The sequence below is a fragment of the Methylomonas sp. Uni0011 genome, assembly GCF_056850255.1.
The window spans coordinates 54,781-74,658 of sequence record NZ_JBVVNO010000010.1 but is presented as its reverse complement, the minus strand read 5'-3'; the positions used below and the strand labels follow the sequence as shown (position 1 = coordinate 74,658).

18 protein-coding genes are annotated in these 19,878 nt (G+C 56.2%); 15 read left to right on the top strand and 3 right to left on the bottom strand.

The features are described 5' to 3' along the window. Nucleotides 1-3: 3 nt before the first annotated feature. The 3 genes from AC0IM9_RS13005 (at nt 4) to AC0IM9_RS12995 (ending at nt 2,529) form a co-directional block, all read left to right on the top strand. A complete protein-coding gene (locus AC0IM9_RS13005) occupies nt 4-1,236 on the top strand; it encodes a TIGR03862 family flavoprotein (RefSeq protein WP_482804287.1) in 1,233 nt (410 codons plus the stop codon). Between the two features lie 152 nt (nt 1,237-1,388). Further along, entirely contained in the window at nt 1,389-2,048 is a 660-nt protein-coding gene (locus AC0IM9_RS13000) for an AbiU2 domain-containing protein (RefSeq protein WP_482804286.1), read from the top strand. Between the two features lie 85 nt (nt 2,049-2,133). After that, nucleotides 2,134-2,529, top strand: a complete 396-nt coding sequence (locus tag AC0IM9_RS12995) for a lysozyme inhibitor LprI family protein (protein ID WP_482804285.1) — start codon at nt 2,134-2,136, stop codon at nt 2,527-2,529. 288 nt (nt 2,530-2,817) lie between these two features. Here the strand turns inward: AC0IM9_RS12995 and AC0IM9_RS12990 are convergent, their stop codons facing one another. Beyond that, on the bottom strand, nt 2,818-3,426 hold the full coding sequence (locus AC0IM9_RS12990) for a discoidin domain-containing protein (RefSeq protein ID WP_482804284.1): 609 nt from the start codon (nt 3,424-3,426) through the stop codon (nt 2,818-2,820). Nucleotides 3,427-3,734: 308 nt separating this feature from the next. On the opposite strand from AC0IM9_RS12990, the gene fabV reads away from it, so the two are divergent. The 11 genes from fabV (at nt 3,735) to mepK (ending at nt 13,307) form a co-directional block, all read left to right on the top strand. Continuing rightward, nucleotides 3,735-4,925, top strand: coding sequence for an enoyl-ACP reductase FabV (gene fabV, locus AC0IM9_RS12985; protein WP_482804283.1), 1,191 nt, complete (start codon nt 3,735-3,737; stop codon nt 4,923-4,925). A gap of 129 nt (nt 4,926-5,054) precedes the next feature. Then, on the top strand, nt 5,055-6,071 hold the full coding sequence (gene trpD / locus AC0IM9_RS12980) for an anthranilate phosphoribosyltransferase (protein WP_482804282.1): 1,017 nt from the start codon (nt 5,055-5,057) through the stop codon (nt 6,069-6,071). A gap of 39 nt (nt 6,072-6,110) precedes the next feature. Then, nucleotides 6,111-6,407 (top strand): type II toxin-antitoxin system RelE/ParE family toxin, encoded by a 297-nt coding sequence (locus AC0IM9_RS12975; RefSeq protein WP_445371910.1) that lies wholly within the window; start codon nt 6,111-6,113, stop codon nt 6,405-6,407. A 3-nt stretch (nt 6,408-6,410) separates the two neighbouring features. After that, nucleotides 6,411-6,716: an addiction module antidote protein gene (locus AC0IM9_RS12970; RefSeq protein ID WP_256608987.1), complete on the top strand. Its 306-nt coding sequence runs from the start codon at nt 6,411-6,413 to the stop codon at nt 6,714-6,716. A 463-nt stretch (nt 6,717-7,179) separates the two neighbouring features. Next, on the top strand, nt 7,180-7,878 hold the full coding sequence (locus AC0IM9_RS12965) for a DUF1294 domain-containing protein (RefSeq protein ID WP_482804281.1): 699 nt from the start codon (nt 7,180-7,182) through the stop codon (nt 7,876-7,878). 40 nt (nt 7,879-7,918) lie between these two features. Then, nucleotides 7,919-8,284 carry a hypothetical protein gene (locus AC0IM9_RS12960; RefSeq protein ID WP_482804280.1) on the top strand — a complete coding sequence of 122 codons (366 nt, stop codon included), beginning with the start codon at nt 7,919-7,921 and terminating at the stop codon, nt 8,282-8,284. Between the two features lie 84 nt (nt 8,285-8,368). After that, nucleotides 8,369-8,977, top strand: coding sequence for a hypothetical protein (locus AC0IM9_RS12955; protein ID WP_482804279.1), 609 nt, complete (start codon nt 8,369-8,371; stop codon nt 8,975-8,977). 458 nt (nt 8,978-9,435) lie between these two features. Continuing rightward, on the top strand, nt 9,436-10,233 hold the full coding sequence (trpC, locus tag AC0IM9_RS12950; protein WP_482804278.1) for an indole-3-glycerol phosphate synthase TrpC: 798 nt from the start codon (nt 9,436-9,438) through the stop codon (nt 10,231-10,233). Between the two features lie 47 nt (nt 10,234-10,280). After that, on the top strand, nt 10,281-11,255 hold the full coding sequence (locus AC0IM9_RS12945; protein WP_482804277.1) for a phosphotransferase: 975 nt from the start codon (nt 10,281-10,283) through the stop codon (nt 11,253-11,255). Nucleotides 11,256-11,257: 2 nt separating this feature from the next. Next, nucleotides 11,258-12,145 carry a 3'(2'),5'-bisphosphate nucleotidase CysQ family protein gene (locus tag AC0IM9_RS12940; RefSeq protein ID WP_482804276.1) on the top strand — a complete coding sequence of 296 codons (888 nt, stop codon included), beginning with the start codon at nt 11,258-11,260 and terminating at the stop codon, nt 12,143-12,145. A 193-nt stretch (nt 12,146-12,338) separates the two neighbouring features. After that, entirely contained in the window at nt 12,339-13,307 is a 969-nt protein-coding gene (gene mepK, locus AC0IM9_RS12935) for a peptidoglycan L,D-endopeptidase MepK (protein ID WP_140913928.1), read from the top strand. A 70-nt stretch (nt 13,308-13,377) separates the two neighbouring features. Here mepK and AC0IM9_RS12930 read toward each other — a convergent pair whose 3' ends face one another. Together AC0IM9_RS12930 and AC0IM9_RS12925 are read right to left on the bottom strand one after the other, a co-directional pair. Continuing rightward, a complete protein-coding gene (locus AC0IM9_RS12930; protein WP_482804275.1) occupies nt 13,378-15,147 on the bottom strand; it encodes a L,D-transpeptidase family protein in 1,770 nt (589 codons plus the stop codon). 181 nt (nt 15,148-15,328) lie between these two features. Further along, complete coding sequence (locus tag AC0IM9_RS12925; protein WP_482804274.1) at nt 15,329-16,063, bottom strand: hypothetical protein; 735 nt, start codon at nt 16,061-16,063, stop codon at nt 15,329-15,331. Between the two features lie 153 nt (nt 16,064-16,216). On the opposite strand from AC0IM9_RS12925, the gene AC0IM9_RS12920 reads away from it, so the two are divergent. Then, entirely contained in the window at nt 16,217-19,822 is a 3,606-nt protein-coding gene (locus AC0IM9_RS12920; protein ID WP_482804273.1) for a hydantoinase B/oxoprolinase family protein, read from the top strand. The last annotated feature ends 56 nt before the right edge of the window (nt 19,823-19,878 follow it).

Genomic DNA, 19,878 nt, shown 5'->3' with positions numbered 1-19,878 from the left:
AACATGTTAGACAGCCCTAGCGCAAGCGTCGCCATCGTCGGTGCCGGCCCTGCCGGCCTGATGGCGGCCGAGGTGTTAAGCCAGGCCGGAATCAAGGTCAGCGTCTACGACGCGATGCCGTCGGCCGGACGCAAATTCCTGATGGCCGGCAAAGGCGGCATGAACATCACCCACGCCGAAGCCTTCGACACCTTTGTGACCCGCTACCCCGCGCGCCGCGCCGAATTGGAACCGATACTCAAAGCCTTTACCCCGGACGATTTGCGGGCCTGGATCAACCAGCTTGGTATCGATACCTTCGTCGGCAGTTCCGGCCGCGTGTTTCCGACCGAAATGAAAGCCGCGCCGTTGCTGCGCGCCTGGCTGCATCGGCTGCGAAGCGATGGCGTGCAATTCAAAATGCGCCACCGCTGGCTGGGCTGGGCGGACGGCGGGTTGCGCTTCGCCACGCCGGACGGCGCACGTCTGATCCAGGCCGACGCAACCGTCTTGGCACTGGGCGGCGGTAGTTGGCCGCAACTGGGCGCGACCGGGGCCTGGACTGAAATTCTGGCCGAACGCGGCATCGGCTTGTCGCCGCTCCGCCCGGCCAACTGCGGCTTTGAAACCCGCTGGAGCGAGGTATTCCGCCAACGCTGCGCCGGCCAACCGCTCAAATCGGTGGTCGCGAGTTTTTGCAACGAAAGCGGCGAAACTTTCAGTCAGCAAGGCGAACTGACCGTTGCCGACTACGGGCTGGAAGGCGGCTTGATCTACGCCCTGTCGGCGCCGCTGCGCGACGCAATCGCCTCTGCCGGTTCGGCGACGCTGTGGCTGGATTTATTGCCGGACCGCAGCGCGGAAAACATCGTCGAACGCCTGGCAAAACCGCGCGACAAGGACAGCCTGAGCAACCACCTGCGCAAACGGCTCGGCATCGACGGCGTCAAAACCCTGCTGCTTCGCGAACTATTAACCGCCGACGAAATGAATGACCCGGCGCAACTGGCCGCCGCGCTCAAAGCCCTGCCCATTCAATTGCACAGCCCACGCCCGATCGCAGAAGCCATCAGCAGCGCCGGCGGCGTCGAATTCACCGAACTGGATCAAAACCTGATGCTGCGCAAACTGCCCGGCGTATTCTGCGCCGGCGAAATGCTGGATTGGGAAGCGCCGACCGGGGGGTATTTGTTGACTGCTTGTTTGGCTAGCGGGCGAATGGTGGGAATGGGCGTGGTGGAACGGTTGAGATCGTGATTGGTGTGTTAAGTCTTTACCTGCGTCAATTTATCAATTGCCGGTATGATGGACGAACAGGGAAAGGCCCTTTGATCCGCTAATTTATCGAGTGGTGAGATGACTCATGGTAGACAATACTGTTGACTATTTGACGTCTTGCTATGCTTAAAATGCGTGAACATCTCAATACCTTGCGACACGAAGCCGAAACAAGTCTACGGGCGTTGTATGCGCTTCGTCAGTTTTCAATTCTCCTGACTGATCAGAAGTCGGTTAACGAACTCAATAAGAATGTCCACTTTTGGAAGATCTTCGAATCAGCGCTGGAAAGTAAGTTATTTATTGGTATCCGTAGGCTCTTCGATTCGAGTGGGGATACATTTACATTTCAGTCATTTATAAAATACTGTATCGATCACATTGATCAGTTCTCGTCGGTGTCTCTTCGAAAACGAAAGACGGAGGGGTGCGCGAATGCGCACGAATGGATAGATGCCTTTATGGAGGATGTCCACGAGCCAACAGAAGAGGAGTTTAAGAAACTCGCTAGCCTCGTCAGACATAATAGTAAGAAAATGAAAAGCCTCTATACAGTCATCGCATCTAAAGTCCATGCTCATGCGATTTATACAGATCCTGAAGAAATCTTTAAGCTATCTCAGAGAGCAAACTTTGATGAAATAGAAAACGCACTTACGTCTATCTGGCACGTATATCAGCAAGTGTGGCAGATGTATGAAAATGGCTTGGCACCAGATTTGAACATTGGTAAGTACACATATATTGAAGAGGTAGTGGACTCAGTCAATCGGCAGTTATTTATTAAGTGACCTATAACCCCTGTGCTCAAGCGGACAGCCCTCGTAGTTTAGAGTAGCATAGCGTCATCGAAGCCAAGGACTCTCGCTTTCTACGATGAAAATCCCGTTCACGATCGTCTTTCTAGCTATAGCATCAACGGTTTCGGCGGCGTCCTTCGACTGCACGAAGGCGATAAGCCGGATCGAAAAGCGGATTTGCGATGATCCAGTCCTCAGCAAGCTTGATTCAGTGTTGGCAGACAATTACTCGTCGATGATCGAAGCTGATTTCGGCGGCTCGAAGGCAGATCTCAAGGCAGAGCAGCGCTCCTGGATGGCCAAGCGGAATACCTGTAAAGACCGCGGATGCCTGATTGAGGCGTATCGACTGAGAATCGACCAAACGTGTGAATACGGGGTGATATCCGGAGCTCACCCGGTATGTGTTTATGCCGACGACGTTAATTTTCAGGAAGGGATGCGGCTACCGGACCCAAACGAGCCCAATTAGCAAAATCGTACGCATCTTAATTTCGTTCGGGCGATCCGCTGGCGGCTTGTTTTGCCGGAATAAGATCGGCTGGTATTGGCTTAGCCGAATGGTTGCGGGCGTGACCGGAAGATATTGCTTACCGAGCTGGTCTTAAGCGACTTAAAGCAGCCGATAGCCAATGCCAAAATTCTTGTCACTCCCCGGTTCCTGCGGCCGGGCATTGATATAGTAAAAAACCTTCCTTACAGGTTAACCACGGACAAGGCCCACCGCCTAGCCTTGTCCGTGGTGCGAACGGCTTATGCTTTAGACCTTGGCCGAACCAAACAAGCGACGTCTCACGGGATAGAGCAAACCGGATAACATCAGCAGCGATGCGGGAGGCAGTGGAACTTGGGAGACCGGTTCGACCCAGTCGACTCTTGGCTTCCGGTCGCCTAGCGCGGTCCAACTGCTACCGCCATACGCAACTATCTGTAAATACCGTCCGGAGGCGGCAGCGAACTCAATCTCGTGGGTTTCAAAATGCGGTCCGAACCCTGACGTACCTATCCAGTCCGAGAACGTCGCTACCGGGGTTAAACTGTTGTAACTATTGCCTATGGCTGAATTTGACAGGTAAACCCAGTATTGCGCATTAGTGGCAGGCGCAACCGCGGCAGTGATCACCACTTTCGACAGGGTTTGACTGGCCCCCATATCCGCCTGGATCCAGTGCTTGCCGTAGGTACCCGCATTCCACACTCCTCCATTGAACGCTGCCTGTGCCGAAGTACCGGGATAGGTTAAATCGGCACTGTACTGGCCGCTAGCCAAATCGGCAGCAAACGGCGAAATGATTGGCGCTGCGTCGACATCGACAGCAAGCGTTAGTCCTAATGCTGCCAGCATCAATGAAAGGTTTTTATTGGGCATCAAATACTCCTCAAGATATTTCGGATTGAAAGGGAACGGTTTATGGCCGGTATTTTTCTAAAAGCACAAAGGCTGGAGTATTGTCCCGAAGTCCAGCCCGCGTGGTTTGTTTTAGTAGAGCGAAGTCGTACCGGCGCTAATTTCGTTCCGCCGATTACGCTGCACCGATCGGGGCCATCAACCAGCCAATCCTACCCCTACACTTTCAATCCCTACCTGCCGAATCCCGGCCCGGTTTGTTATCATGGGCGGCAAACGTGTTCCGGCACCGGGCGCGGGAAAACAACAATTAAAACTTGAGGAGCACCATGATCATCAAACCTCGCGTACGCGGCTTTATGTGCGTCACCACCCATCCGGCCGGCTGCACCGCCAACGTCAAACAGCAAATCGATTACGTCAAAGCCAAAGGTGCGGTCGCGGGCGGTCCGAAAAACGTGCTGGTGCTGGGCGCATCGACCGGCTACGGTCTGGCCTCGCGCATCGTTTCTGCGTTCGGTTCCGGCGCCAACACCCTGGGCGTATTCTTCGAAAAAGAAGGCACGGCCGACAAGCCAGGCAGTGCCGGCTGGTACAACTCGGCGGCGTTCCACCAATTCGCCAAAGCCGAAGGCTTGTACGCGAAAAGCATCAACGGCGATGCCTTTTCCGACGAAATCAAACAACGTGTGATCGATGCCATCAAACAAGATATGGGCAAGGTCGATCTGGTGGTTTACAGCCTGGCCGCGCCGCGCCGTACTCATCCCAAAACCGGCGAGGTGCATAACTCGACCTTGAAACCGATCGGCAAGGATTTGGTACAAATCGGCGTCGATACCGACAAGGAAATCATCAAGGAATTTACGCTGACTGCGGCAACTCAGGAAGAAATCGACAACACCGTCGCGGTGATGGGCGGCGAAGACTGGCAGATGTGGATCGATGCGCTGGCCGCAGCCGGCGTACTGGCCGACGGTGCCAAAACCACCGCCTTTACCTATCTGGGCGAAAAAGTCACCTGGGATATTTACTGGGACGGCACCATCGGCGCGGCGAAAAAAGACCTGGACAAACGCGTGATCGACATCCGCGCCAAATTGGCCGCCATCGGCGGCGATGCCCGCGTCTCGGTATTGAAGGCGGTGGTGACTCAGGCCAGCGCGGCGATTCCGGTGATGCCGTTGTATCTGGCGCTACTGTTCAAAGTGATGAAGGCGCAAGGCACGCACGAAGGCTGCATCGAACAAGTCGACGGCCTGTTCCGCGACAGCCTGTACAACGAGGCGCCGATTCTGGACAGCGAAGGCCGCCTGCGCGCCGATTTGAAGGAACTCGATCCGAAAGTGCAGGACGAGGTCAGCCAACTGTGGCCGCAAGTCACCAGCGAAAACCTGAACCAACTTAGCGACTTCGCCGGCTACAAGCACGAGTTCCTGAAGTTGTTCGGTTTCGAAGTCGAAGGCGTGGATTACGACGCCGACGTGAACCCGGAAATGCCGATCGAGAACATGGGCTAATCACGTAGGCCGGAATACGTTCGCCCGGCGCCAGCCGGGGCGGACCTTTCCGGCAAGCACGCCGAAAGTATCCGGTCTCGCCCACGCCGTAACGGATGTAACCCGATCCACACCATTTCGAAGCCAATCATGTCCATCCAAACCACGCTGCAAAAACTGCTCGACCGCCAGGATCTCAGCGCCGAAGAAATGAGCGCCGCGATGCGGGCGATGATGAACGGCGAGCTGACCGACGCCCAAATCGCCGGCTTTTTGATCGCCTTACGCTGCAAGGGCGAAACGGTCGACGAAATCGCCGCAGCGGTCGGCGTATTGCGCGAATTGGTGCGCAATGTACCTATCGACGGCGAGCACGTCATCGATACTTGCGGCACCGGCGGCGACGGCGCCAACACCTTCAATATTTCGACTACAGCGGCTTTCGTGGTGGCGGCGGCCGGCGGCAAGGTCGCCAAACACGGCAACCGCTCGGTCTCCAGTTGCTGCGGCAGCGCCGATTTGCTGGAACTGGCCGGGGTCAATCTGGAGCTACCGGCCGAGCGGGTGGCGCAATGCGTCAACGACATCGGCGTCGGTTTTCTGTTCGCCGCCAAGCACCACAGCGCGGTACGCCACACCGTCAAGGCCCGCAAGGAAATGGGCGTGCGCACCTTGTTCAATCTGATCGGTCCGCTGTCCAATCCGGCTAACGCCCCGCACCAGCTGATCGGCGTATTCGACAAACAATGGCTGGTGCCGGTCGCCGAAGTCTTGAAGCGCCTGGGTAGCCGCCACGTGCTGGTGGTGCATGCTCGCGACGGCCTCGACGAAATCAGCATCGCCGCACCGACCGATGTGGCCGAACTGGTCGACGGCATCATTCATACCTACACCATCACGCCGGAGCAATTCGGTTTGCAGCGCGCCAAGCTGGAGACCTTATCCATCGGCTGCGCGGCAGACAGCCTGGCAATCGTCAAAGCGGTGCTGAACAACCAACCCGGCCCGGCCCGCGACATCGTCGCCCTGAACGCCGGCGCCGCAATCTACGCCGCCGACCTGACCGATTCGCTGGATGCCGGTATTCGGCGAGCGCATCAGGTGTTGGCGGATGGGAGTGCGTTGAGGAAATTTGAGGCTTTGATTGGGTATTCCGAAACCGGTTAAAGTATTGACGCGATGTAATCGTTCGATTACATTTTCTGCATGTACACGATCAAACAACTCCCCGCATTCAGCGAATGGCTGTTTGGCTTGAAAGATGGATTGACGCACCGACGGTTGGCGCGCCGACTGGAAAAAGCCCAACAAGGCAATCTCGGCGACGTGAAAGCGGTAGGCGAGGGTGTTTTTGAAATGCGTGAACATTTCGGTCCCGGCTGGCGAATGTACTACGTGCAGCGGGGCGAGGTGTTGATTGTGATGCTGGGCGGCGGCGATAAATCCAGTCAGGCTGCCGATATTACCAAAGCTCAGTGCCTAGCCGCGTTGTTGGAGGACTGAATCATGAATGAAAAAATCAAAATCGCCGACTTACCCGTGTTTGACATTACCGAACATCTGGATAGCGATCAAGCCATTGCCGAATACCTGACCGTGGTTCTGGAAGAAGATGACCCGGCGGCCTTGGCTCATGCACTCGGCAGCATTGCCAGAGCGCGAGGCATGACCGAAATTGCCAATGCCGCCGGCATCAGCCGCGAGGCTTTGTATAAAGCCTTGCGTGCCGACGCCCAACCCCGCTTCGAGACTATCGCCAAAGTTTGTAAGGCGCTTGGGGTTAAGTTGACGGTGCAGACGAGAGCGGCTTGATATTCGCCTGAGCGAGCGCAGTGGCTAATTTTGAGGCGTTAGTGGTGTATTCTTAAGTTTTGTGTCGCTATCGCGACGAATAGATTGAAGTCGGGTCTCGGCCCGACAGCCGAGATACTTTTCTTTGCTTGTCCAAAGAAAAGTATCCAAAAGAAAAGACACCCCGATGCCGCTTTAATCCTGCGCTCCGAAGGGTTTGAACGGGGTTTTCGGAAGGGCTATCCATAGCCCTCCGAAAACGAGCGGCATCCCTGCCGCTCCCCTGCGGGCTGATCCGTCCAAACCCTCCGGTGCTCGGCGCGGCATAGGGGATTAACCCTCTGTGAAATTTATGGTGTCTATATTTAGGTTTTTTAAGGCTTCGTAGGGTGCACAATTTGCCCGCCATTGGCCGTTAATTCCTGAGGGGTATCAATCTTACCCCCTAGAACTCAGAACGTTTGATATATAAGCAAGTCAAAATATGCGCTTAGAAGGAATAATCAAAAAATGGAATGATGAAAAAGGCTTCGGTTTTATTCAACCCAAGAGCGGCCCAGAGATTTTCATTCATATCAAGGGATTTCAAAGTCAATCCAGAAGACCTGTTATAGGCGATGTCGTGACGTTTGAAATCAAAATTGATGTAGAAGGCAGGCCCCAAGCGCAGAGAGTAAAATTCAAATTCGCGAAACTAGCGTTGCCTATTCCATCTTTCCTTAGTTTGTTTTATTTCCTGGCTGCAATTGGATTTTTAGCTCTTATAGGATATTGGGCTTATTTAGGAAAAACACCGATACTGATATTTGTCTTTTATGTATTTGCCAGTGTACTGACATTTTTCCTCTACGCAGTCGACAAGCATGCGGCGCAGCGAGGTTATTGGCGGACAAAGGAAAATACTTTGCATTTGTCTTCTCTGATTGGAGGTTGGCCTGGTGCCTTAGTGGCACAAACGACACTTAGGCATAAGTCCAAAAAGCAAAGTTTCCGGGTCGTGTTTTGGCTTACTGTTCTGATGAATTGCGGCTCATTCAATTGGTTATTATCGTCCGATGGTGGAGTCTTACTTCATCAAATAAACTCCAGTGAGATAAATGCCAAGATTGATAAATACATCGGCCTTTTAACGGTTAACAAAGACCATAGGAAGCGCGTGGCCGAAATTCGATGGTCAAATTAGCGAAATGCAATTGGACCTACCAATCCTGGAGACCAATAAAATGGCAACTATTGTCACTCACCAAAACCTTGTTCTCGCATGTAAAATTATTTCAGGAATTACATTTGTTTTTTATGTCGGCGGCGTTGATTGGTCAAAAACGCATGAGCTAGAACAATTGCACGTTCATTTATTCCTTGTAATGTTCGCTTTGACACCTTACGGGGTACTCGTTTCTTCGCTAAATCGTGCCAATCGGTCTTTAATTTTTCAAGTAGTTTCCTTTTGTCTGGTTAGCGGCTTGTCTGTGGTTTCGTTTGGCTATTTTAGGTTAAAAGGAATTCCAACTGGGGGGTGGGACTATTTGCTAATACCCGTTTGGCAACTTCTTATGTTGATGGTCTTGTTCGGTTTTTGTGAGGCGTAGGGTGGGCAATTTGCCCACCATTGGCCGTTAATGCCGCGTGGGCACTAAATCGTGCCCACCCTACCGGACTTTTATGTTAAACAAATGAATAATAACAGAAAATTGCTGAGCAACTTTTTAAGATGGAATCCATTGGCGTTGTTAAATAATGCCAGAAAAGATTATTTGGCAGCGTGGCGAAACTATAGTGCGATCTTTGGTAATGGTGTAATCGTTGTCGGTTTAGGCTGCATGTTTGCTCTGATAGTTTTATGCGTCGAGTTGAATGACTATTTATTTAATCCGCCGTTAACTCTTGAGCAAATGAATAAAGATACAGGCAGAGTGATAGGTGTTGACAGTATCAGAAAACAGCCTGCATATTCTATCTTGTTGGACGTTGATGGCCGTCAAGAAAGATTTAGAGTTAACTTTGGCGATTCTCGCGTAAAAAAATCAAACAAAGATGATTTATTTTGGTTGGCAGGAAAAAATATAACCATCTTGTCACAAAGGAAGTTTGATATTTTTTTTTGGAATAGCCATGTATATGAAATATTTCTTGATGGAAAACCTCTGTTTAACGATTACGCAGAGATATACCAGCGCCGCGTAAGCAGTAGGAATAATTCAAAAATATCAATACCGATAGAAATGCTCATTGGCTTTGGCCCATTAATGTACGTTTGGTTTACATATAGAAACAAAAAATAAGGTAAGGAAATAATTGTGACTAACAAACTACCCATAAAGTTTTCCGAAGCCCGCGTCGTTCCGATTGGAGCAACAATTAGTCATAGTGGAATCCATTGATGTTATCAATACCTCGATTTCGTTTCACTCCATCGAGACTACATGATTTGCAGACCAGGCGACTTTTAATTCCGGGATGGATTCCCCTATGCCGCGCCGAGCACCGGAGGGTTTGGACGGATTAGCCCGAAAGGGGAGCGGCAGGGATGTCGCTCGTTTTCGGAGGGCTATGGATAGCCCTTCCGAAAACCCCGTTCAAAGCCTTCGGAGCGCAGGATACAAGCGGCATCGGGGTGTCTTTTCTTTTGGATACTTTTCTTTGGACAAGTAAAGAAAAGTATCTCGGCTGTCGGGCCGAGACCCGACTTCAAATATAATCCGTCGCGATAGCGACACATAACCAAATCGAACAACACACCATGACCGATACTCCCGACATCCTAAAAACCATCCTCGCCAAAAAAGCCGAAGAAGTCGCCCGCCGCAAGAACAACACGCCGATTTCAGTGTTGCAGGAAATTGCGACCGGCGTGCAAGGTCCGCGCGGTTTTTATCAGGCTTTGCGCAGCAAGGCAGACCAGCAAAAGCCGGCGATCATCGCCGAGATCAAGAAGGCTTCGCCCAGTCAGGGTGTGATCCGGGAAGATTTCAAGCCGGTCGAAATCGCGGTCGATTACGCTTTCAACGGCGCGACGTGCTTGTCGGTGCTGACCGACAAAGAGTTTTTTCAGGGTTCGGAAGCGAATCTGCAGATGGTGCGCGAAAGATGCCCGCTGCCGGCGATCCGCAAGGATTTCATGATCGACCCCTACCAAATCCACGAGTCGCGGGCATTGGGCGCCGATTGCGTGCTGCTGATCGTCGCTGCATTGGACGACCCGATGCTGCAGGAATTGGCCGATACCGCGACCGGACTGGGCATGGACGTATTGGTGGAAGTGCACGATGCCGCCGAATTGGAGCGGGCGTTGCGGCTGAACACCAACATGATTGGCATCAATAACCGCAACCTGCGTACCTTCGAGGTCTCGCTGCAAACCACGCTGGATTTGAAAAACACGATACCGGCCGACAAGTTGGTGGTTACCGAAAGCGGCATCCACACTCCGGCCGACGTCAAACTGATGCAGGATAACGGCATTTACACCTTCCTGGTCGGCGAAGCCTTCATGCGCGCACCGTCGCCAGGGCAGAAAATGCGGGAACTGTTCTTTTAAGGTTGTCCGCCGGTCCGAACCGGGCCGGCATCGTCACCCAGACTTCGATGGACCACCGTATTCGCGACCTGATTCTGCGCGCCGCCGAGGCGACCGATATCAGCGGCGCAGAACCGGTGCAAAGGCTATGGAGCGGTTACGGCCAGATCGTGCGCTACCGCTTGGTCGGCGGCAATCGCGCCAGCGTGGTCGTCAAGCACGTAAAGTTGCCGGTGCTGCGCAACGAAACGGACATATCCCATCAGCGCAAACTGCGTTCCTACCGGATCGAAACCGCCTGGTACGGCCAATGGAGCCGCCGCTGCGATGGGCAGTGTCGGGTGCCGGCCTGTCTGGCAGCAGAGTCGTTCGGCGACGAGATCTTGATCGTGCTGGAAGACTTGGACGCGGCTGGGTTTTCAGCGCGGCGCAACCGTTTGACCGATACGGAACTCCGCGCCTGCCTGAACTGGCTGGCCCATTTTCACGCCACTTTTCTCGGCGTAAAACCGGATGGCCTGTGGCAAACCGGTACCTACTGGCATTTGGCAACCCGGCCGGACGAATTGCAGGCCTTGGCCGACCCCAGGTTAAAGCGCGCCGCGGCGGCGATCGACCGCAAACTCAATGCCAGCGTGCATCAAACCCTGGTCCACGGCGACGCCAAACTAGCCAATTTCTGTTTCTCGCAGGACGGCGAACGCGTCGCCGCGGTGGATTTTCAGTACGTCGGCGGCGGCTGCGGGATGAAAGATGTGGCCTATTTTATCGATAGTTGCCTGGACGACCGTGCGGCGGAACGCCGCGAAGCCGAGTTGCTGGACTTCTATTTTCAAGCGCTGAGGACCGCTCTGCAAACCAAAGCTAGCAAGGTCGATACGGATGCGCTGGAACGCGAATGGCGGCTGTTGTATCCGCTTGCCTGGACCGATTTCCATCGTTTCCTGAAAGGCTGGAGCCCGCAGCATTGGCCGGCAGACAGTTACAGCGAACGGTTGGCGCAGCAAGTGATCGCGGAATTGACCGATAGCCCGGAACCCTGAATATGCGACTGTCGACAACCGAACTCGACTTACTCTGCCAGTGCGCCATTGCCGCGGCGTACCAGGCCGGACACATCATAGAAAGCCATGCTGGCCGCCGGATTGCGGTCGGCAATAAGACTGGCGACGGCAGTCTGGCGGCGCAAGTGGTCACCGAAGTCGACCATCTGAGCCAGCAAACGATCTTGCAGGCCTTGCGCCCCGCCTGCGATATGTTCGATCTGGCCGTACTTTCGGAAGAGCAGGCCGACGACGGCAGCCGGCTGCGAAAAGACTACTTCTGGAGTATCGATCCGTTGGACGGCACCTTGCCGTTCGTCGAAGGCGTGCCGGGTTACTCGGTATCGATCGCATTGGTCGAGCGCGGCGGAACCGCGCTGATCGGCGTGGTTTACGATCCGCTGGCGCGAACCTTGTATCGGGCCGTGCGAAACGACGGCGCCTGGCGCGATTCGCATCTGTTGGAGTTGCCTAAAGCAGGCGGGAGCGTTCTGAAATTCATCACCGACAAGAGCTTTGCCGCCGACCCGCTCTACCCCGCAGCCCAAATCGAACTGGAACGGCTGGCTGTCGGATTGGGCTATACCGGTGCCACTCTGACCTTGCAGGGCGGTGCCGCGCTGAACGCTTGCCAAGTCTTGACCGATGCGCCGGCCTGTTACTTCAAATTCCCGAAACCGCAACCCGGCGGCGGTAGCGTCTGGGATTATGCAGCCACGGCTTGCCTGTTCCGCGAGACCGGCGCCATCGCTTGCGACATGTTCGGCCGGGCCTTGCTATTGAATCCGGACGGCTCCTTGTTTATGAACCATTGCGGCGTGCTGTACTGCGCGGATCCAGCTTTAACGGAAGGCATGGTCGAACTTTACCGGAAGCTGAAAAACCGTTAAATCCGCGACGCCGATAACATACCGAGAACGGAATATGCACCTTCAGGCAATTGTAATATTACCGACAATTGACAGCCGTTTTGGCTTTACAGTCGCTTCTGTGTGATAGACTGCTATAATCGGAACAACTAATTTTGGATTTTAACCTTCGGAATCAAGCACTATCCGTAAGATGTTAAACAGGAGATTATGGATGCTGAGACATAACTTAGAGAATGATGGCGATACGCAAGGCGAAGTGGAGCTGTCGCGACGCAGCTTTTTCGGCCGCCTGGCGCTGGGTGCCGTTTTATCTATCGCAATGCCCGGCGTAGCTCATGCTGCCAAAAGTGCGGCAGTTAAAGCCGACAAGAACCATAGAACCGGCAAGGCGGCGAAAAGCGCGGCGCGTCTGCCCAAACACGAGGCGATTCAAGCCGGCAAAGCAGCGCGGCATGCGGAGAAAAAAACGCTAACCGCCCATAACAGCCATAAATCGGCGAAAATCCAGCACGGCCGGATACAACTGGCCCACGCCGACCATCACGCACAATACCAAGCCAGAATCCGCGACGTTTACCACGGCAAAAAGCACGGGCTACGTACCGCACAGATCAGCCATAGCCATGAAAGCGGCGGCAGAGTGCATTCGGTGATTCGCCCCGGCCAACGCGAGCCGATGATTGCGTTGGATCAGGAACCGATGTTCCTCGCCGACCGCAGCAGAATGACGTCTCACCGTTCGCTGGCGTTTCAAAATCCGCATACCGGCGACAAGCTGAATCTGACTTATTTCGAGAAAGGCCGCTATCTGACGGACGCGCTGGATGAAATCAGTTTCTTACTGCGCGACTACCGTACCGACGACGTGCATCCGATCGACCCGGAGTTGCTCGACCAATTGCACGATCTGAAACAAATGCTGGGCTTGCAGCAACCTTTCGGCGTCATCTGCGGCTACCGTTCGCCGTTGACCAACGCCAAACTGCACGCCGAACATACCGGTGTCGCTAACAACAGCTTCCACATGCACGGCCGAGCGGTGGACATCCGCATCGAACGTTTCGATCTGCGCCGAATCCACAACGCGGCGCTGGCCATGCATCGCGGCGGCGTCGGTTATTACCCGGAATCGAATTTTATCCATCTCGATACCGGTACTTTCCGGACCTGGACTTTTTAGTACCTTCGCGCTCAGCCGCATAAAAAAGCGCCGATCCCGGCGCTTTTTTATGCCCGGTCCAGTTTGCCCACTACTGACTGCTGGTTGCAGCCGCGGCTTTGCCGCTGGCGGCCAATTGGTTGGTGCCGGCAGTGGGTGCCTGCAATTTGTTCAAAGCCTTCTGTAGCAGTTCGTCCTGGCCGTAGATATCCGGATAGACGTGCAACTGGTCGGCGTGATCGATAAAGGTGGTCGCGTAGTAAAACAGTACCGGCACCGAACGTTTTAAGGTGACGTGGCGGGTTTTCGGGGCCGACATGGCTTGTTCTATCGTGTCCTTATCCCAGCCCTGCTGGTCGCCCAGCACGAACTCGGCCAGACGCTTGGGTTCGGCAACCCGGACGCAGCCGTGGCTCAGATCGCGCCGCGGCCGGTTAAACGCGGCCCGGCTCGGCGTGTCGTGCAAATAAACATCGGCGGTGTTCGGAAACACGAACTTGACCCGGCCCAACGGATTTTTCTTGCCGGGACGCTGGCGGGCGCGCAGATAGCTGCCGCCGCCTTTTTCCTCGCTGTTTTGGTGCCGCACCAGTTCGATGTCCTGGCTGGCCAGATAGCCTTGGTTGTTTGCCGCTTTCGGTAAAATTTCCTTCTCGAAAATATTCTTCGGAATATTCCAGTACGGCATGAACTCCAGGTACTTCATTTCCTCCCACAGTACCGGGGTTTGTTTGTCCGGGGATTTGCCGACGATGACCTTCATATTCAACGGGTTGGCATCGTCGGGCGAATTGAACGCCCACAATTCGAAGGCCGGGATATTCACCAGGATCATCGGGCCGTCGCTCGGATCCGGAATCCAGCGCGAGCGCTCCATCGCCAACTCCAACTGCGCCAATTTTTCCTGCGGCGGCCGGTTGAATAAGGCGGCAGTCGCGGCGCCGATCACGCCGTCGGCTTTCAAACCTTGTTGCCGTTGGACTTTTTTCACGGCTTCGGCCAGATCGGCATCGTAAACCTTGCTTTCCGGATTGACGTTATCAGCGATCAGGCCCATTGCCAGCAGGTTTTGCCGCAGGTAAACAATATGGGGATGCTTATCGCCCGGGCGCAATTGCTTGCCGGGCTTGAATTCGTGCAGCGCGGATTGCCCGGCCAACAGTTGCATCCGGTTCCAAACCCGCTTCAATTGTTGATACTGTTTGGCTTTGGGTTCGAACACGGCCGCCAGTTCGCTCAGCGTCTGAGTTTCCAGATGTTGTTTCAACAAACCGGCAATATCCAACGCCGGCTTGGGGGCAATATGCACCGGGTATTGAACGTCGCGCGGGTCGACCCGGCCTTGGCGCAAGTCGTGCAGAAACCGCACCAGCGATACGGTCAAGGCCACGTCGTAGCCGGCAGCAGTCGCATTATCGGCGATCGGAGAACCCACGAATTGTTTCAGGCGCTCGACATCGTAGTTGGCGGGAGACAGCGCATTGCCAGCCGCGTTATCCAACATACCGAACAAATCGTTCAGGTTTTTTTCCGAGCGGTTGGCGTTAAGCCAAATCGGCTGAAAATTATTGGCTTGGTAGATTTGCACGACAAAGTCGCTAACCCGGCTGAAGTCGGCCCGCGCCAACAGCGGGTGTTGCCGGCTCAATAGCAAACTGCCGATCGGGTTGTCGGCCGGAATAAAATTTGCCGCCGGCACCGGCGCCGCTTCAATTGCCGCTGGAGCTACCACTTCTGCAGCCGCAGGCGGCATATCCGTCGCCGATACCGGTTCGATTCCGGCGTAAGACATGCAGGCCGCCAACGCCAGCCAGGCCCGGTTAGGGCGCGAATCTTTCAAGGCATACGGTGTGTTAATCATGATAACGCGAGTTCTATTCCCATATAAGGCTGCCTAAGACCGGAGAGGACCGTTCTCTGCAGAAAATACCCTGACCGGCCAGGACTAATCACTCCGGTAACGCTTGAATTTTAAACCAGTTGTCGGCAGACGCCAGGTGCATTCTGGCATTTCTTCGAAAATGACTGCGGCTGCGGACTGATCAAAGCGTGGATTGAGCCAAACCGGCCAAAAAAGCGTCCCAGGCGGCAGCCACCAACTGCTGGTGATGGCGGCGCAACACGGTTTCATCGGGACAAGGGCCGTACTGTTGTTCGATCCGGCACCGGGCATCGGCCAGGAAATGACGCTTCAACACCGAATCTTCCGGGATCGCCACGCCAGCGCCGACAGCATCCGCGGTTTGCTCGGCCGCAACCGGCTCGACCGCACGACCGGTATCGGCGTTTAGCACCTCGAGCTGCAGGGCCGCCGCTTGTATCTGCCGGTAATGGCGCAGTAACACCGAATCGGTCGGGTAGGGTTGCTCGATCGCGGCGCGCTCGGCGGCGCGTTGCGCCCAATAATGCCGATTCAATACCGAATCCTGCGGCACCTGCAATTCAACCGCTACCGGCAATAGGTCGGCATCCTGTTCAGCCGCGGACGCAGTGACGGCCGCCGGCATATCCGATTCGGCCGGCAGCGTTGGTTCGGCTTCGGCGATAATGCCTTGGCTTGGTTCGGGCTCGGCTAGCGGCGGTTCGGAGCGCGGAACAGGCGAACCCGGTTGGCTTGGCCGGCCTTGGCCGGCTTGCTCGCTGACCAGCCTTTTCACGAACATCGACCCCCGGCTGGAAAAAATTTCCCGGTCGGTGACGACTTCCGGCGCGGTCAAATACGCTTTCGCGCCGTACAAGGCCGCCGCGACCAGAACCAAATCGAACAAAGTTTCCACGCCTTTCCCCCTATGTGATTATTATTGCCGCGCAATGGCCCGGCAACCGCGTTATCCGGGCCGGCATCAATTAAAATGCCATTGTCGAAGAATGGCTATCATTACATAAAGTTAGCAAAAATTTGATTAGTAATTTCTAGTAGGTTTTTTTCGATGGCGGCGGGCTGGCAGTTTTGGATCGACAGGGGCGGCACTTTTACCGATATCGTGGCGCTGGCCCCGGACGGAAAGGTGGCGGTTCGCAAGTGGCTTTCGGAAAATCCGGAGCTCTATCCCGACGCCGCACTGCACGGCATAAGCCAGATTTTGCGGGAGTCCGGCACCGGCAGGAAGGACCGGATAGCCGCCGTCAAAATGGGCACCACGGTCGGCACCAATGCCTTGCTGGAACGCAAGGGGGCCGCCATTGCGTTGGTCACCAACCGCGGCTTCCGCGATTGCCTGCGCATAGGCTACCAAAACCGACCCGATATTTTCGCGCTGCGGATTCTCCGGCCGGAGCCCCTCTATCAGGCGGTGGCCGAAATCGACGTCCGCGTCGGCGCCGACGGCCGGGTATTGCAGGAGCTGACTGAGGACCAAGCCAACGCCGAATTGCGGCGGCTTTACGACCTGGGCATTCGCAATCTCGCCGTCGCGTTGCTGCATGCCTGGCGCTACCCGCGACACGAATTGATGCTAGCCGAGTTGGCCGCCGAGATTGGTTTCGAGCATATTTCGTTATCGCATCTCGCCAGCCCGCTGCCGAAATTCGTCGCCCGCGGCGATACTGCGGTGGTCGATGCCTATCTGTCGCCGGTGTTACGCCGTTACGTCGCGCAGGTCGAACGCGGCCTGCCAACTGGCGACTCGACCCCAAGCCTGTTGTTCATGCAATCAAACGGCGGTCTGGTGCGGGCGGACGCCTTCCACGGCAAGGACAGCATCCTATCCGGCCCGGCCGGCGGCGTGGTTGGCGCGATTGCGGCAGCCAAAGGCGCCGGGTTGGCCAAGATTATCGCCTTCGATATGGGCGGCACCTCCACCGATGTCGCCCATTACGCCGGCGAGCTGGAGCGCAGTTTCGACAACGAAGTCGCCGGCGTCCGCATGCGGACGCCAATGATGGCGATTCATACCGTCGCTGCCGGCGGCGGCTCAATTTTGCATTTCGACGGCTTGCGCTGCCGGGTGGGGCCGGACTCGGCCGGCGCCAATCCCGGTCCGGCTTGTTACCGGCGCGGCGGGCCGTTGACAGTGACCGACGCCAATCTACTGCTGGGCAAGTTACCGGATTTTCCGGCGGTGTTTGGCCCGAAGGGTAACTTGCCGCCGGACCGCGAGCGGGTAACGGCACTATTTTCCGCAATGGCGGCCGAAGTTTCCGCCGCCAGCGGCGAACCTCGCAGCCCGGAACAAGTCGCGGAGGGTTTTTTGGAGATCGCCGTCGAGCATATGGCCGAGGCCATCAAAAAAATCTCGGTGCAAAAAGGCTACCCGCTCGCCGACTACGCCTTGTGCTGTTACGGAGCCGCCGGCGCGCAACACGCCTGCCTGCTAGCCGAACGCCTGGGCATGCGCAAGGTATTGCTGCATCCGTTGGCCGGCGTGCTGTCGGCGTACGGCATCGGCCTGGCCGAGTTTCGGGTGCTGAAGCAAGCGGCATTGGAAGGTTTATGGCAGGAGGTGGATGCGGCCGAGTTGCGGCGGCGTTTCTCAGACTTGGAACAGGCTGCGCGGCGCGAGCTGGCCGCTCAGGGCCTGGACCCGGACCAATCCATTAGCCGCTGGAGCCTGGCACTGCGCTATCAAGGCAGCGATACCGCCTTGACGGTCGACTACGCCGAACCCGAGGCAATACTGCAGGATTTTGCCGCGGCATACCGGCGCCAATTCGGCTTTTGCGACGAGCGGCCGGTGGTCATTGCCAGCTTGCAGGTCGAAAGCATCGCTTGCGACTCGCGCTTTAGCGAGATAGCGCCAACTGTTGCAGATCGCCACGATGGCGAGGCGCAAGGCAGCACGCGCCTGTTCAGCCGCGGCCGTTGGCACGATGCGCCGGTCTACCGCCGGGAACAATTGGGCTGCGGGCAAACAGTGGCGGGGCCGGCCGTGATATTGGAGCCGACTTCGACCATCGTGGTCGAGCCCGGCTGGCAAGCCCTGATGCAGCATAACGGCGATCTGCTGCTGAGCGGAAACAAATACTCGATCGCCGCCCCGTCCCTCGCCCCGGGCCCCGACCCGGTCATGCTGGAGATCTTCAACCAGCGCTTCATGTCGGTGGCCGAGCAGATGGGTTTCGTACTGCAAAACACCGCGCATTCGGTCAATATCAAGGAGCGGCTGGATTTTTCCTGCGCAGTGTTCGATGCCGGCGGCAATTTGATCGCCAATGCCCCGCACATCCCGGTTCATCTGGGATCGATGGGCGAAAGCGTCAAAGCCTTGGTGCTGAGCCATGGTAAAGACCTGGCGCCCGGCGACGCCTATCTGCTGAATTCGCCTTACGCCGGCGGCACCCATCTACCCGATATCACCGTGGTGACGCCGGTATTCGACGCCGAGCGGCAACTGCTGTTTTTCGTCGCCTCGCGCGGTCACCATGCCGATGTCGGCGGCATTTCGCCGGGATCGATGCCGGCCGCCAGCCGGCATATCGACGATGAAGGCGTGATCAGCGCCGGACTGAAATTTCTTGACGGCGGCCGGTTTCAGGAAACGGCGATTCTGGAATGGCTAGCCGGCAACCGCCACCCGGCGCGCAATCCGCAGCAAAATCTGGCCGATCTGCAGGCCCAAATCGCCGCCAATCTAAAAGGCACTCAGGAGTTATTGGCCATGGTCGGCGATTATTCGTTAGCGGTGGTACTTGCCTATACGCAACACGTGCAGGACCACGCCGAAGCCTGCGTCCGCCGCTTATTGAAAACGCTGGACGGCGGCAGCTTCGCCTACCCATTGGATCAAGGCGGCACCATTGCCGTCAGCGTCTCGATAGATCGGGACACGAGCAGTGCACGGATCGATTTTTCCGCCACCTCGCCGCAGTTGGCGGACAATTTCAACGCGCCGGCGGCCGTATGCAAGGCCGCCGTGCTGTACGTAATGCGGACACTGGTGCAGGACGACATTCCGTTAAACGCCGGCTGCCTGAAACCGCTGGATATCGTGATTCCGGAAGGTTGTTTGTTGAATCCGCAATATCCGGCCGCCGTGGTGGCCGGCAACGTCGAGACATCACAGTACATCGTCGACGCCTTGTTCGGCGCGTTGGGCGTGCTGGCCGCATCCCAAGGCACGATGAACAATCTGACCTTCGGCGACCGGGATTACCAGTACTACGAAACCATCTGCGGCGGCGCCGGAGCCGGGGACGGTTTCGCCGGCACCAGCGGCGTGCATACCCACATGACCAACTCGCGCATCACCGATCCGGAAATTCTGGAGCAACGGTTTCCGGTGCTATTGCGCGAGTTTTCGCTACGCGAGGGCAGCGGCGGTGACGGGCGTTATCGCGGCGGCGACGGCGTGCGACGCCGGCTCGAATTTTGCCGGCCGATGACGGTAGCCATTCTCTCCAGCCACCGGTGCCAGCCGCCGTTCGGTATGCGCGGCGGCTGGCCCGGCGCGCCGGGTGTCAACCGTTTACTCAAAGCCGGCGGCGAAACGGTCGAATTAGCCGGTTGCGCGGACATTCGAGTCGAAGCCGGCGACAGCATCGTCATTGAAACGCCGGGCGGCGGCGGCTTCGGCGCCAGCGATCGATCCGGGAATTGAACTTGCCGAATGCGTTTCGTCCGGTAGCCTATCGGGGATAGATCGTGGTCGATAAC

Coding starts and splice junctions, on each gene's coding strand:
- AC0IM9_RS13005 (WP_482804287.1), top strand. CDS start 4: ATGTTAGACAGCCCTAGCGCAAGCGTCGCCATCGTCGGTGCCGGCCCT.
- AC0IM9_RS13000 (WP_482804286.1), top strand. CDS start 1,389: ATGCGTGAACATCTCAATACCTTGCGACACGAAGCCGAAACAAGTCTA.
- AC0IM9_RS12995 (WP_482804285.1), top strand. CDS start 2,134: ATGAAAATCCCGTTCACGATCGTCTTTCTAGCTATAGCATCAACGGTT.
- AC0IM9_RS12990 (WP_482804284.1), bottom strand. CDS start 3,426: ATGCCCAATAAAAACCTTTCATTGATGCTGGCAGCATTAGGACTAACG.
- fabV (WP_482804283.1), top strand. CDS start 3,735: ATGATCATCAAACCTCGCGTACGCGGCTTTATGTGCGTCACCACCCAT.
- trpD (WP_482804282.1), top strand. CDS start 5,055: ATGTCCATCCAAACCACGCTGCAAAAACTGCTCGACCGCCAGGATCTC.
- AC0IM9_RS12975 (WP_445371910.1), top strand. CDS start 6,111: ATGTACACGATCAAACAACTCCCCGCATTCAGCGAATGGCTGTTTGGC.
- AC0IM9_RS12970 (WP_256608987.1), top strand. CDS start 6,411: ATGAATGAAAAAATCAAAATCGCCGACTTACCCGTGTTTGACATTACC.
- AC0IM9_RS12965 (WP_482804281.1), top strand. CDS start 7,180: ATGCGCTTAGAAGGAATAATCAAAAAATGGAATGATGAAAAAGGCTTC.
- AC0IM9_RS12960 (WP_482804280.1), top strand. CDS start 7,919: ATGGCAACTATTGTCACTCACCAAAACCTTGTTCTCGCATGTAAAATT.
- AC0IM9_RS12955 (WP_482804279.1), top strand. CDS start 8,369: ATGAATAATAACAGAAAATTGCTGAGCAACTTTTTAAGATGGAATCCA.
- trpC (WP_482804278.1), top strand. CDS start 9,436: ATGACCGATACTCCCGACATCCTAAAAACCATCCTCGCCAAAAAAGCC.
- AC0IM9_RS12945 (WP_482804277.1), top strand. CDS start 10,281: ATGGACCACCGTATTCGCGACCTGATTCTGCGCGCCGCCGAGGCGACC.
- AC0IM9_RS12940 (WP_482804276.1), top strand. CDS start 11,258: ATGCGACTGTCGACAACCGAACTCGACTTACTCTGCCAGTGCGCCATT.
- mepK (WP_140913928.1), top strand. CDS start 12,339: ATGCTGAGACATAACTTAGAGAATGATGGCGATACGCAAGGCGAAGTG.
- AC0IM9_RS12930 (WP_482804275.1), bottom strand. CDS start 15,147: ATGATTAACACACCGTATGCCTTGAAAGATTCGCGCCCTAACCGGGCC.
- AC0IM9_RS12920 (WP_482804273.1), top strand. CDS start 16,217: ATGGCGGCGGGCTGGCAGTTTTGGATCGACAGGGGCGGCACTTTTACC.